The organism is Exiguobacterium sp. s124 (assembly GCF_018617485.1).
GTDB lineage: Bacteria > Bacillota > Bacilli > Exiguobacteriales > Exiguobacteriaceae > Exiguobacterium > Exiguobacterium aestuarii.
Map to the genome: position 1 here is coordinate 697859 of NZ_JACSKH010000001.1, position 12116 is coordinate 709974.

At 44.6% G+C, this 12116-nt stretch carries 17 protein-coding genes; 14 read left to right on the top strand and 3 right to left on the bottom strand.

The genetic code is table 11. The features are described from left to right. Window positions 1-13: 13 nt before the first annotated feature. Window positions 14-1411 (top strand): Fe-S cluster assembly protein SufB, encoded by a 1398-nt coding sequence (gene sufB / locus KNO85_RS03640; RefSeq protein ID WP_012726850.1) that lies wholly within the window; start codon window positions 14-16, stop codon window positions 1409-1411. 253 nt (window positions 1412-1664) lie between these two features. Further along, on the top strand, window positions 1665-2630 hold the full coding sequence (locus KNO85_RS03645) for an Abi family protein (protein ID WP_214787030.1): 966 nt from the start codon (window positions 1665-1667) through the stop codon (window positions 2628-2630). 84 nt (window positions 2631-2714) lie between these two features. Here the strand turns inward: KNO85_RS03645 and KNO85_RS03650 are convergent, their stop codons facing one another. Then, window positions 2715-3902, bottom strand: a complete 1188-nt coding sequence (locus tag KNO85_RS03650) for a tyrosine-type recombinase/integrase (RefSeq protein WP_214787032.1) — start codon at window positions 3900-3902, stop codon at window positions 2715-2717. 245 nt (window positions 3903-4147) lie between these two features. Between KNO85_RS03650 and KNO85_RS03655 the strand changes: the two genes are divergently transcribed. Further along, window positions 4148-4609: a Panacea domain-containing protein gene (locus tag KNO85_RS03655; RefSeq protein ID WP_251130575.1), complete on the top strand. Its 462-nt coding sequence runs from the start codon at window positions 4148-4150 to the stop codon at window positions 4607-4609. Between the two features lie 12 nt (window positions 4610-4621). Next, the gene (locus KNO85_RS03660; protein ID WP_214787034.1) at window positions 4622-5311 is read left to right on the top strand and encodes a hypothetical protein; all 690 of its coding nucleotides are present in this window, start codon (window positions 4622-4624) and stop codon (window positions 5309-5311) included. A gap of 62 nt (window positions 5312-5373) precedes the next feature. On the opposite strand, the gene KNO85_RS03665 is transcribed toward KNO85_RS03660, so the two are convergent. Further along, complete coding sequence (locus KNO85_RS03665) at window positions 5374-6732, bottom strand: SNIPE associated domain-containing protein (protein ID WP_214787036.1); 1359 nt, start codon at window positions 6730-6732, stop codon at window positions 5374-5376. Window positions 6733-7205: 473 nt separating this feature from the next. Here KNO85_RS03665 and KNO85_RS03670 point away from each other — a divergent pair, with 473 nt between their 5' ends. Further along, on the top strand, window positions 7206-7370 hold the full coding sequence (locus tag KNO85_RS03670) for a hypothetical protein (RefSeq protein WP_214787038.1): 165 nt from the start codon (window positions 7206-7208) through the stop codon (window positions 7368-7370). A 10-nt stretch (window positions 7371-7380) separates the two neighbouring features. Here KNO85_RS03670 and KNO85_RS03675 read toward each other — a convergent pair whose 3' ends face one another. After that, window positions 7381-7797: a helix-turn-helix domain-containing protein gene (locus tag KNO85_RS03675; RefSeq protein ID WP_031422935.1), complete on the bottom strand. Its 417-nt coding sequence runs from the start codon at window positions 7795-7797 to the stop codon at window positions 7381-7383. A gap of 148 nt (window positions 7798-7945) precedes the next feature. On the opposite strand from KNO85_RS03675, the gene KNO85_RS03680 reads away from it, so the two are divergent. From KNO85_RS03680 to KNO85_RS03720, 9 genes are all read left to right on the top strand, one after another. Next, entirely contained in the window at window positions 7946-8158 is a 213-nt protein-coding gene (locus tag KNO85_RS03680) for a helix-turn-helix domain-containing protein (RefSeq protein WP_214787039.1), read from the top strand. Window positions 8159-8233: 75 nt separating this feature from the next. Continuing rightward, on the top strand, window positions 8234-9007 hold the full coding sequence (locus KNO85_RS03685) for a BRO-N domain-containing protein (protein WP_214787042.1): 774 nt from the start codon (window positions 8234-8236) through the stop codon (window positions 9005-9007). Between the two features lie 29 nt (window positions 9008-9036). Beyond that, the gene (locus KNO85_RS03690) at window positions 9037-9315 is read left to right on the top strand and encodes a group-specific protein (RefSeq protein ID WP_214787044.1); all 279 of its coding nucleotides are present in this window, start codon (window positions 9037-9039) and stop codon (window positions 9313-9315) included. Window positions 9316-9410: 95 nt separating this feature from the next. Next, window positions 9411-9611 carry a hypothetical protein gene (locus KNO85_RS03695; RefSeq protein WP_214787046.1) on the top strand — a complete coding sequence of 67 codons (201 nt, stop codon included), beginning with the start codon at window positions 9411-9413 and terminating at the stop codon, window positions 9609-9611. Next, window positions 9611-10090, top strand: a complete 480-nt coding sequence (locus KNO85_RS03700) for a hypothetical protein (RefSeq protein WP_214787048.1) — start codon at window positions 9611-9613, stop codon at window positions 10088-10090. The genes KNO85_RS03695 and KNO85_RS03700 overlap by 1 nt, the downstream gene beginning before the upstream one ends. Beyond that, entirely contained in the window at window positions 10087-10332 is a 246-nt protein-coding gene (locus KNO85_RS03705) for a hypothetical protein (protein ID WP_214787050.1), read from the top strand. Before KNO85_RS03700 ends, KNO85_RS03705 begins: the two co-directional genes overlap by 4 nt. Continuing rightward, window positions 10307-10681: a hypothetical protein gene (locus KNO85_RS03710; RefSeq protein ID WP_214787052.1), complete on the top strand. Its 375-nt coding sequence runs from the start codon at window positions 10307-10309 to the stop codon at window positions 10679-10681. The genes KNO85_RS03705 and KNO85_RS03710 overlap by 26 nt, the downstream gene beginning before the upstream one ends. Then, the gene (gene ssb, locus KNO85_RS03715; protein WP_214787055.1) at window positions 10678-11112 is read left to right on the top strand and encodes a single-stranded DNA-binding protein; all 435 of its coding nucleotides are present in this window, start codon (window positions 10678-10680) and stop codon (window positions 11110-11112) included. Before KNO85_RS03710 ends, ssb begins: the two co-directional genes overlap by 4 nt. 36 nt (window positions 11113-11148) lie before the next feature. Continuing rightward, window positions 11149-12108, top strand: a complete 960-nt coding sequence (locus KNO85_RS03720; protein ID WP_214787057.1) for a DnaD domain-containing protein — start codon at window positions 11149-11151, stop codon at window positions 12106-12108. Window positions 12109-12116 lie beyond the last annotated feature (8 nt).

Genomic DNA, 12116 nt, shown 5'->3' on the forward strand with positions numbered 1-12116 from the left:
GGAGGAGACCGATATGGCAAAGAACATGCCGGAAATTGGCGATTATAAATACGGCTTCCATGATCGGGACGTTTCGATTTTCCGTTCAGGCCGCGGCTTGACGACAGAAATCGTAGAGACGATCTCGCGCATGAAAGAAGAGCCACAATGGATGCTCGACTTCCGTTTGAAGTCGTTGGATCACTTTAACAAGATGGCGATGCCGACATGGGGCGGAGACCTCTCGGCACTTGATTTCGATGAAATCACTTACTATGTCAAACCATCTGAGAAGACAGAACGCTCATGGGACGAGGTACCAGAAGAAATCAAACGTACGTTTGACAAGCTCGGTATCCCAGAAGCAGAGCAAAAATACTTGGCAGGTGTCTCGGCTCAGTATGAGTCTGAGGTTGTCTACCACAGCATGCAAGAAGACTTCGAAGAAAAAGGTGTCATCTTCAAAGATACAGACACTGCACTTAAAGAAGACGAAGAAATCTTCAAAGAGTACTTCGGGAAGTTGATTCCGCCGACGGACAACAAGTTCGCAGCCCTCAACTCAGCAGTTTGGTCGGGTGGCTCGTTCATCTACGTACCAAAAGGCGTAAAACTCGAGCAACCGCTTCAAGCCTACTTCCGCATCAACTCGGAAAACATGGGTCAGTTCGAGCGTACGCTCATCATCGTCGACGAAGGCGCATCGGTTCATTACGTTGAAGGATGTACAGCACCGGTTTACACAACGAACTCGCTTCACTCAGCGGTCGTTGAGATTTTCGTCAACAAAGATGCATACTGCCGTTACACGACAATCCAAAACTGGGCGAACAACGTCTACAACTTGGTAACGAAACGTGCAGTCTGTGAAGCGGGTGGATCGATGGAGTGGATCGATGGAAACATCGGATCGAAACTCACGATGAAATACCCGGCTGTCATCTTGAAAGGGGAAGGCGCACGTGGGATGACACTCTCTATCGCCCTCGCTGGTAAAGGACAGCACCAAGACGCTGGAGCGAAAATGATTCACCTCGCACCGAACACGTCGTCGTCAATCGTCTCGAAATCGATTTCGAAACAAGGCGGAAAAGTATCATACCGCGGAATTGTCCACTTCGGCCGTAAGGCGAAGGGCGCACGCTCGAACATCGAGTGTGACACGCTCATCATGGACAACGAGTCGACGTCAGATACAATCCCGTACAACGAAATCTTGAACGACCAAGTGTCGCTCGAGCACGAAGCGAAAGTCTCAAAAGTGTCAGAAGAGCAACTCTTCTACCTCATGAGCCGTGGAATCTCGGAAGAAGAAGCAACAGAAATGATCGTAATGGGCTTCATCGAGCCATTCACAAAAGAATTGCCAATGGAATATGCGGTCGAGATGAACCGTCTCATCAAGTTTGAGATGGAAGGTTCGATTGGGTAATGGCTTAACATCAGTGTTTTTAGGGTTATTTTGAGGCTCGGGTTCACCCCAGCCCTCAATTAGCCCTCAATTTCCATGGGATGAAACTGTTTTTTATAAAAATTTATTTTTAGTCTTTGAGTTTTTTAAAAATTCAAGTTCAGTTGTTGGTTGACGTTCGAGACGATTTACGATACCATTAAATTATCGATCAAGCTCAGCTCCTTACGAGGACTGAGCTATTTTTATGGAGTGATGGAAATGGGGAAATACTATGAAGCCTTTTAAAACATTTCGTCAACAACTCAAAATTCTTCGAGACCGTGGGCTTTTGATTCCGGATGGTTCAAAAGCAATGAGGGTGTTAGAAAGAGAAGGCTATTATGCTTTGATAAACGGATATAAGGATTTGTTTCTTGAATTAGATTCAAACGATAAACCGTTAATACCTGATCAATACAAAGTGGGATCGACGTTTGATGAAATATGTCAGCTGTACTCTTTTGATAGAAGTGTAAGAAACTTAATTCTAGAGTATATCTTGATTTTCGAAAGTAGTATTAAAGCAAAAGTTTCCTATCGTTTTTCCGAAAAGTACAAAGAGCCTCATGCTTATTTAGTTATGAAAAACTATAGCAGAGACCCCGCCCATCTTAAAGATGTTCTTTCGTTAATCTCTACAATATCTAGCACTATCTCTAAAAAAGGAAACTCTAAAAATAATCCTGTTAAGCATTATCTCGACAATCATGATGGAGTTCCTTTGTGGGTATTGGTTAATTATCTAACTATCGGTAACATGAATTACTTTTATAAGTGTCTAACAAACTCACTTCAAAACACAATAGCGCAAGACTTTGCGATAAACTACAATCGAGATTATCAATCAACAGAACACATAACTCCAGAAATGATAATGAATGTGTTGAAAATTTCTAACTTTTTCCGTAATGTTTGTGCTCATGAAGAACGATTATATAGTTATAAGGTTCAAAACCCTCCGAAGAATAGGCAATTCAGTTCTGTACTCAATATTCCTGCAGAGCATCTGAGGGATGGGAAACTATTTACCTTAGTGTCATTTCTAAAAATTGTTCTCCCTAAAAACGAACACAAACAGTTGGTAATAGAGTTAAACAAGTTGATTAACGATTATCAAGGAAAATTTGTCTCTGTCAGCTTTAATGATATCCTTGAGAATATGGGTTTTCCGAGGAATTGGAGAACATATTTTCAGTAAGGTAATTTATAAAAAGTCAGAGCCCATCAAAAATGTTCGAGTTTCATAGAAATCACACGTAAAATAGCCGACAGACCTATGAGGTCAATCGGCTATTTTTTTATACATTTTAGAACTTTTTAAGCGCTCTTCATAAAGATCCATCGCATCGTGTTCAATTTTCTTCGAGACGTGGAGATAGATGTTCATCGTGATCTTCGTGTCGGCATGGCCAAGACGATCCGCCACGTATTTTACATCGGCACCCGCCTCCAGTAAGTGGACCGCATGGGTGTGACGGAGGACGTGTGGGCTGATATGCTGTACACCACTCTTCTTACAGGCATCCCGCAGGTAGTCCCTCACAATGCTCGTGCGGAGCCACGTCCCATTCGGGCTATGGAACACGAGTGGGAGTTCAGGCTTCTTGTAATTCGGATAGGCGAGATACACTTCCTTTTGACTGGTCCGGTGCCGTCGCATGAGCTCGTTCGTTTGGGCATCGATCCGCAGCGTTCGGTTCGCCTTCTTCGTCTTCGGTTTCGTCACCTTGAGCTCCAGTTTCGAACCGAATGAGAGGGTCTTGTTCACACGAACGGTGCCGGCATCCAGGTCGATGTCCTCCCATTCGAGAGCCAGCGCCTCTCCGACGCGTAGGCCGGTCCGTGCGATCAATGTGAAGAGGGCAAGATATTGGATGGAGCGCTTGTACTTCCCGTGTGGCGTTTGTTCCAGATAGCCGAGCAGGCGGTTGAGCTCGTCCATCTCTAGAAATTCAAGTATGCCGTCGTCCTCATCGGGCGTATCGTCCCGTTTCGATATCTGGATCCGATGTGCCGGGTTCTTTTCAATGAGGTTCATATCCAAAAGAGCATGATCGAGGATGCTCGAGAACGTCGAATGGAAAGAACGGACGGTACCGAGGCTATAGACCTCGACCTTCTCGTTGATCCACTTTTGATACATGACCCGGTTAATGTCGATTAGCCGGCATTGCCCGAACTGAGGGATGAGGTGGTTCCTGACGGTCCGGCTGATGCGGTCGTAGGTCGACTCTTTGACGTGTGGTCGTTTGAACGTCTCTAGCCATTCCAGGGCGAACGTGTCGAAGCGTACGTTCTGATCCATCACGAACGTGTTGTTCAGCAGTTTCGCCTCTTCCTTGGCCGCGGCCATCTGCGCCTCGCGCTTCGAGCCGAAGTTGCTGCGGGATCGCTCCCGCCGTCGTCCGACCTCATCATAAAAATAGATGCGGTATTGCCATTTTCCGTTCCGTTTTCGAAAAATTGCCATGCCATTCACTCCTTTTGATATACGTATAATCCGAATGAAATATTCCGAAAGAATAATGATAATAAACTTGTGTGTTTTTCAAACACACAATGCTGGAAGTTTTGAGTGTGGGAAACAAGGGAATTTATCAAAACAAAGAATTACGGTGAATCGTTCAAATTTTTTATAAACAATTTGAACTTTTTTGTGTATAAATTGATAAAATGTTATTATGGAACAATGTATCTGTTGTAGGGGGGATTATCATGTACAACATTCAATCTATCATTGATTATTTCTTAAGCAAAGAAGAAATGACACCAAAAAAACTACAAAAATTACTTTACTATGCGTACTCATGGCATCTAGTGTTCGAAAATGAATCGTCTGATGAACTATCGGAGCGCCTTTTCTCTGAGCGGTTTCAAGCTTGGGTACACGGTCCGGTAGTACCTGCAATTTATCATCAGTATAAAGAATACGGTGGCTCACCAATACCGCGAGTCGAAGATTTTAACCTTGAGAGTGCAAACTTCACGGATGAAACCAAAGATGTATTAAATCAAGTTTGGGAAATCTACGGAGGGTACAACGGTAATGAACTTGAGTCCATCTCGCATCAAGAAAAACCATGGCTTGAGGCTAGAGGTGGTTGTTCTCCGATCGAATTATGCCAAACTGAAATCAATGATGAAACCATTTTTGAGACCTACGGTTCAAGATTGTAAGAGGCTTTCTGAATGGGGAAACGTCAAAAAAATAAACTGGTCAACAATACTACGCCTGTCAATGCTCAAAAGGTAAAATCCACGTTTGTTCCAGAGGGTGACAGTTCGCCTAAATTTTATTTTGCGAATTCGGAGTGGTTAAGTGGTGCCAAGGTTAAAGGTGGGGTCACTACGTATCTAAAAGACTCCTCTCAATATGGCGAAAAGGTCTCAGTGGTTTTTACCGCATTGATTCCAACGCTTTTGAAGGAGTGGCGATCTATCTATGTTGAACGTACAGGAAGGTATAAACATTGTCATAAGTTAGATGGCATCGCCTTGACTCGAGCCACAGAACTGATCCAAGAGATTTATGGTAAGAAGGCTCCTATTGATAAAACTTCAGAATTTTATAATAACATTTGGCAATTTGGCTTCACTCATGGGATTAGAATTGTATGTGGTGTTAGTACGTCGAACGTAATATTTCCGTTCTTTGCTGACTATCATCACCTTGTATCTCCTGATGAAAAATACAATGCTGAGGATTATGATAGCTATCGTTTTTGTCCAAGGCGACAAACCGAAGTTTCAGATGAATTTATTGAAGAGTCTGCGATAACTTCGATTCATTCGATTCCAGATGATGAACTGCTTTCTCTTTATGATAGTGTATGTGAACCATGTAAAGAAAAAGTAGGCCCATTGATTTTTAGAGAATAGCCGGGGAATCCAGAATGAAAAACGCTTCTAACCACCTACTGGTTCAGTTAGAAGCGTTTTTATTATACGGTTAATGGCTCTTGTTCAGATAAAATTTGTTGTGTGCGATTGTACTCTTCAGCTTGAGCCAACTTAGTAATCTCTAGCGTCTGATCAAACTCTTGCTTGATGACGTCGGCGACCTCATCTATGTTCACCTTGAAGAACTCCTTACGGAAGTTGACCTGGTTCACACGACGGTCGGCGAAACGTTTGTGTAGCTTGTTCTCGAGATTCGGTGCATCCTCTGAGAAAATCATGGCATGTATGTCGAACGTGAACGGAACCGACGCGCTACCGAGCTCGCGAATCCGGTCGAGTGGTTCAAGACGACGCGTCATCCCGATTTTATAGACATGTTCCCCGAATGAACCGATGTTCGAGATGACATAGACATAACCGGCACGTGTGTTACGCTCACGGTTCTCGATGTCACCTTTGATTTCCTCGACTTCTTGAAGTTTCGCCTCGAGCTCCGCAATTTTTGCCTCGAGTGCCGTGCGTTCCGATTCGCTTGCGTTCTTGATTTTGGAGCGTGCAGCAAGTAGAGCTGCCTTGAAATGAGTCTCTTCTTTTTCGACTTTCTTGCGGGCTTCCTCAATCTCCTTCAAAACACGTGCCTCTTCACGCATCTGCTCTTTAATGGCCTGCTGTTCTTCTTTTTCTTCCTGTTTCTTTACGCGATACATATACATGAACTTCAACTCTTCAAGCTTCAACTTTAGATAAGCATCGGTCATAAAGACAGATTGCATGTCAGTGAGTGAATTCAATTGTTTGAAGCTCTTTACGATTTTATCAATCGATCGATCGTGATTCGTGTGCTTTACATTTCCGATGATGACATCACATTCATTGTTGAAAGCACGTAGAATCAACTTGATTGTGTCATTGACGAATTCTTTGCCTTTCTTTTTGTCACCATCGACTGTGTAAGAACCAGGGTGGGTTGTTGCGCTCTTGTCTTTGATCATCGCTTTCTGCTTCATACGCACACTTTCGAGTTTCGATTTCAACATATCGGATGAATCTTCGTCCTTCAAATAGCGAGGAGGGGAGTATAGACCATGCTCGATTGCTGACAACCGTCCTTCGTATTCATTGATACTCAATCCCAGCTGGTCGCGTGTACGCTTGAGAGTCTCGACTTCTTTTTCAAGCGAAGAGCGTTCCTTCTCGATGCCTTTCTTGAACTTGTCCAGTTCGGCACGCAACTGTTCTTGTTTGGCCTCGTTGTGTTTCTCGATGTTTTCGATTTCCTTTTTGAGGTCGATATATCGAACCTCTTCCTTCGTCAACTCGATCCGTTCGATTTCTTTCGTCAAGCGCTCGACTTCTTCCCGATTCTGTCGCGCGTTCATGATATCCTGCCACCAACCCATATCATTCATCTCCTTTGAAAAATACGTATGTGTTATTACATAGAAAAGGAACGAGGAATGAAGTTCAGCCTCGTTCGGTCGACAAACTTATAAAATCACTATTAAATTGTAACATGTAAGAATATGGAACCCCTTGTTTGCAAATGAGAATCGTTCGACAAAACAATGCCAATTCTGGGACTTTGTCGAACATCTCAACTTGTCCCGATAGGAAAAATGGTTGAAAATATTTTGTGTTAGGTTCATACTGAGAACAAGAAAACAGAACAAATGTTCTTATAATTCATCGAACATGTTTACTTTTAAATAAAAAAGTAAAAAATGATTGACTATAGTGTAAAAAATGATTGACTGTGCAATACTTTTGCTTTATTATTTTACGTCAAAAATTTATTGACGGATATTTTTGGTAATGGTATCTTTAGCTTGTGAAATAAAAACATGAACTGGCGTTCGTAAACGGAGGGGTTTCTTTGAAGGAAATTAAAATGCCAGACAAAATCGCTGTAGTGTCCGGAAAAGCTATTAAAGAAGTATCTGGTTGGTTTTGGGATGATCAACATCAAGTAATGTTCATTTACACCAAAGAGGAACCCGTTAATATCAATACAAAGAAAGAGCCTTCCATGTCGATGTGAGGCTCTTTTTTTAACGCTCCTTATTTTCTTTTAGTTCTTTTTCTAATTCGTTTAATCGGTATTGATCACGAGCAAATTTTAATAACGCTTCAAATCGTTCTTGAGATAACTCTTCCAGTTTGTCAGGAGCGAACATGTCGCCTCCAATGAGGTGATATTTTTTTATTTCATCGATATATTCCGAATGGGTGATATATGGATCTTCTACTCGCCCCATATAATAATCAGCAGTTCCACCTAGCAATTCTAATATCGACGAAAACATCTCTGAATCTACGGGCTTTTTATTATTTTCAATACGTGACAACGTGCTTTTATTCGTTCCGAGTAGTTCGGCACACTTGTCTAAACTCAAATCTTTTTTCAACCGCATTGATTTCAAGCGGTCTCCTCGAAACCCCTTATACATATCCATTACCAGCTCCATAATTAGTATTCTCCCTTCAATCATATACTTTTTTCCGAAACGGAAAAACAGTTTCTCTAAAAATGAAAATAGGTGTTGACTTTTTCTGTTATAGAAAATAATATAAAGGTACAAATGTTGCTAAAACAGCAACAAGGAGGTGCTTGATATGTTACGGTGTACTGAACCTTCAGTAGATTTATCGAAGGTCAAACAAAAGCGTCGAGAGAAAAGAATAACGCTGGAAACGGCAGCTAAACATTTGGGATTTCAGACGGCTTCTCCTCTTTCTAAAAGGGAGAATGGATTGTATCAGTTCCGTGGAGATGAGCTATTTAAATTAGCGGCGCTTTACGGATGTGACGTCACGGAATTCTTGTGAATACGAGTTGCTAAAATAGAAAATCTCAACTATATAATACCCGTTTTTTCAACAACTCATACAGGAGGCGACATAGTGAATCAATTAACTAAAACCTTTGAAGGTCAAAATGTTCGTATCGTCGGCAATGAGCAAAATCCTTTATTCGTTCTATCCGATGTATGCAGAGTTTTAGAAATTGGAAACTCACGAGATGTGAAACGACGCCTTGAAGAGGATGTCGTTAGTATCGACACCCTTCAGACAACCGGTGGTCCACAACAAGTCACGGTCATCAACGAGGACGGACTGTACGACGTCATCCTCGATAGTCGCAAACCGCAGGCGAAGCGATTCCGTAAATGGGTCACCTCGGAGGTCCTGCCATCGATTCGCAAGACCGGAGGCTATTCAATCCCGAACGAAGGGTTGAGCCCGCAATTGCAGCTACTCATCAACATGGAGCTCGAACAGAAGAAGATGCAACAGGAAGTGGCTGCGGTCAAAGAGGACGTCGACAACATGCGAGACATCTTGTCACTCGATGTGAAGGACTGGCGCAACGGTATCAACAAGTTGCTCAACGGGATCGCGCATCAACTAGGTGGCCAAGCGTACTACCAGGAGGTACGGAACGAAAGCTACAACCTCCTTCAATACAAAGCAGGTTGTGACTTGAACATCCGTCTGAACAACCGGAAATCGAAGGCGGCACTTCGTGGCATGTCCAAGACCGCTATCAATAAGATGTCGAAACTGGACGTCATCGCAGAAGACAAGAAGCTCATCAGCGTATATGTGACTGTCATCAAGGAGATGGCGGTGAAATACAAACTCGACATTAGCCGTTACGACTTACCGGATGTTTGAATGGTCCGCGATTAGAAAGGAGGGTCGACATGCTACAGATCCATATCGACGAGAACGAGATTCTCGACATCGCCAAGGCGCAGATCCGACAGCACATCGAACAGACGCACGCCGACGTGTTCCTCTGGGACATGGAGGAGCTGTGCCGACAAACGAACCTCAGCAAGTCCTTCATCTTGAAATCGTTTTTCTATGAGGATGACTTCCCGAAATACCGGGCCGGTACCAAATGGCTCATGGTGGGAGAGGAGGTGAGGGCGTTTTTGAAGGACTGGCTCAGACGCCAGGACAAGAATCTGAACAAATAAAAAACCGCGTCGCCCAAACGGACAACACGGCTACACATAAACCTGAACAGTTCAAGTGTAGCATGGGCGGAGCGAGTTGAAAAGGAAAAGGAAACATGCATCTGCAACAAAAACTGGATACCGTCCGTTACGGGCTTCTGTTGACGGCGCTCGGGTCGGGGGTCTGGCTACTGCTCACGATGAACGCACGCTTCGAATATTGGGTCATCCCTGCCGTCGCGTTCGTCATGAGTGCCGTGTTCTACGGGGCGCTACACATGATCGATGAGGATATCGAGGAAGGGGCGAGCGAGTGATGGAGAGACAGGAACCGCACTTGGACCCGACGCTATACGAACCGATTGACGGACGAGAGGTGCTGAGACGTATCGCTGACGGGTTGGAATTTTTCAGTGCACGTGGGACACGTTATTTCTTCGATGAGAATGGAATCTTCTCGGAACAGAAGGTCGGAAAGCCGTACGCAGACTTTGGACAACTTCCAGTCTCTGTCGTACTCGGTGGCACATGGTATATCAGACGGGCATTCAATGTTCGTGAACAACTGGTGAGACGCCCGAACGAATGGGTCGGGAAATTCAAACGGCATGGCGGCTGGTATGTGGTGAGGTTCGACACTGAATCGATGCGGGTCGTGAGGGCTCGTCTATCTTCTGACACGGCAGTCGGCATCGGAACCTATCTGAAACGTTATGGCGATGTGCGTGCCGAGGATCTAAATGATTGCATCCCGTTGAACTACGTCAGTCCTTCGAGGGAGGTGAACACCAAATGAGCACACCGACCGAACGACTCGACGACCTCTACAAGGATGTGAACCGTCTCGTCGAACTAGCGGCAGACCTGGACGACATCCAGCAGGAACTGAAGACCATGTCACGAGAGCATGGGAAGCGAAGTGGCTATTACTCACTCACCTTCGCACAAAAGCAGGTGGACAAGTTGGTCAATGGCATCCAACGCGAAATCAATGAGATGGAGGGTGGAACGAATGAACTCGCTCAACCTACGACATAAGCACCAGAACATGCCCCGGATGAGCCGGCATCGCCTGCGGATCCACAACAACAAGCTCGTCGAACAGCTCCACGCCTCAGGCATGGATGGTAGCCACACCATGCGCCGTGATGACGGCATCGTCTGGATCTATCTGAAAAGGTCGGATGGGAACGTAAAACGGGTGAAAGAACGCATCCGTGAATATGAGCTCGAAAACAGTGTCGAATATGAGCTGTTGGTGAACCCGAAAGGCTTCAACCCGACCCACAACTGGGTCTGGGTCGTGCCGAAGCACGAGACCTTCTCCCGAGAAGGGGACGAACAATACGAGGCGGACACCGCTGGAAAGAAAGTAGGGAGTCAATGATCAACCGAGTCGTATTAGTGGGTAGACTGACACGCGACCCTGAGATGCGATATACGCAGTCAGGAATCGCTGTGACCCGTTTCACGCTCGCCTGTGACCGACCATTCAGCGGACAGGACGGAAAACGGGATGCGGACTTCATCGATTGCGTCGTCTGGCGCAAGCAAGCTGAGAATGTCGCAAACAATTTGAAAAAGGGCAGCATGACTGGTGTAGATGGACGCTTACAGATCAGCAGTTATGAAGCGCAAGACGGTTCGAAACGATATCGAGCAGAAGTGCTCGCAGAAAGTGTCCGATTCCTCGAGCCTAAATCTAGCGGCAATACCTCTGCAGAGAAGCAATCAACGGCAACCCAAGAACCGATGCACGAGACAGATCCGTTTAACGCGGGGAGCAAAATCGATTTGACGGACGATTTGCCTTTTTGATGTGATGTAACGCTATGAAGAACGGAGTGGAATCTAATGAGCGTATATAGACCCGTACAAACTGAGTTTTGGACAGATCCAAAAGTAGTCGAGGAATTTACACCAGAAGACAAACTGTTTTATTTATACCTTCTGACTAATCCGAGCACAACGCAGATTGGAATTTATCAGATTACGAAGAAAACGATGGCCTTTGAACTCGGTTATTCCATCGAGAGTATTAACGTGTTGATGGAACGTTTCATCAAGCAACACAAACTCATTGAATATAATGCAGAAACGCGAGAGATAGTCATCCTCAACTGGGGCAAGTACAACTTCAAGAGAGCAGGAAAACCGATTGCTGATTTAGTGACGAAAGAGCTTCGCAACGTCAAGTACCGACCATTCATTCAACTCGTTGCTCCACACGTTCCCGTCGAATCGATACGGAAAATTTACGAATCGTGGTACGAATCGTCAACGAATCGTACCACGATTCGGGGGCAAACAAAAGAAGAAACAAAAGAAGAAACAGAAACAAAAACAGAAGAAGAAACAGAAGATGCAAAGGACGAATCGTCATCACCCCTGAATGAATTGTCCAATCTGATTTCTTTCTTCCAAACCGAAGGATTCGGTAATGCGACAACATTCATCATCGATGAAATGCGATACGAACTTGAAGATTCCTCTTACGAAGTCGTTCGTTACGCCTTAGAACAAAGCGTTGCGAACGGAGCTCGAAACTGGAACTACGCTAAAAAGATCATAAAAGACAAACGTGAGAAGAACTTGCTCACTCGAGAAGCAATCGAGGCATTTGAAGCGAAACGGACTCAACCGAAGCGAGGTTATGGCTCTCAAGAGTCTGCTATGAAACAAGCACCTGCTTGGGTCGAAGAAGAGGCGAAGAAACAACACGAGCACGATAGACGTAAGCGAGAAGAATTAAATAAGGATGTTCCGAAAGAGAATGAGCTGATTGAGTTGCTGCAGTCGCTGAAACAAGGATAGGAGGTTTA

Bases quoted from the DNA above. Each gene is read 5' to 3' on its own strand.
- sufB (WP_012726850.1), top strand. From the start codon at position 14: ATGGCAAAGAACATGCCGGAAATTGGCGATTATAAATACGGCTTCCAT.
- KNO85_RS03645 (WP_214787030.1), top strand. From the start codon at position 1,665: ATGAAGCCTTTTAAAACATTTCGTCAACAACTCAAAATTCTTCGAGAC.
- KNO85_RS03650 (WP_214787032.1), bottom strand. From the start codon at position 3,902: ATGGCAATTTTTCGAAAACGGAACGGAAAATGGCAATACCGCATCTAT.
- KNO85_RS03655 (WP_251130575.1), top strand. From the start codon at position 4,148: ATGTACAACATTCAATCTATCATTGATTATTTCTTAAGCAAAGAAGAA.
- KNO85_RS03660 (WP_214787034.1), top strand. From the start codon at position 4,622: ATGGGGAAACGTCAAAAAAATAAACTGGTCAACAATACTACGCCTGTC.
- KNO85_RS03665 (WP_214787036.1), bottom strand. From the start codon at position 6,732: ATGGGTTGGTGGCAGGATATCATGAACGCGCGACAGAATCGGGAAGAA.
- KNO85_RS03675 (WP_031422935.1), bottom strand. From the start codon at position 7,797: ATGGAGCTGGTAATGGATATGTATAAGGGGTTTCGAGGAGACCGCTTG.
- KNO85_RS03680 (WP_214787039.1), top strand. From the start codon at position 7,946: ATGTTACGGTGTACTGAACCTTCAGTAGATTTATCGAAGGTCAAACAA.
- KNO85_RS03690 (WP_214787044.1), top strand. From the start codon at position 9,037: ATGCTACAGATCCATATCGACGAGAACGAGATTCTCGACATCGCCAAG.
- KNO85_RS03695 (WP_214787046.1), top strand. From the start codon at position 9,411: ATGCATCTGCAACAAAAACTGGATACCGTCCGTTACGGGCTTCTGTTG.
- KNO85_RS03700 (WP_214787048.1), top strand. From the start codon at position 9,611: ATGGAGAGACAGGAACCGCACTTGGACCCGACGCTATACGAACCGATT.
- KNO85_RS03705 (WP_214787050.1), top strand. From the start codon at position 10,087: ATGAGCACACCGACCGAACGACTCGACGACCTCTACAAGGATGTGAAC.
- KNO85_RS03710 (WP_214787052.1), top strand. From the start codon at position 10,307: ATGAACTCGCTCAACCTACGACATAAGCACCAGAACATGCCCCGGATG.
- ssb (WP_214787055.1), top strand. From the start codon at position 10,678: ATGATCAACCGAGTCGTATTAGTGGGTAGACTGACACGCGACCCTGAG.
- KNO85_RS03720 (WP_214787057.1), top strand. From the start codon at position 11,149: ATGAGCGTATATAGACCCGTACAAACTGAGTTTTGGACAGATCCAAAA.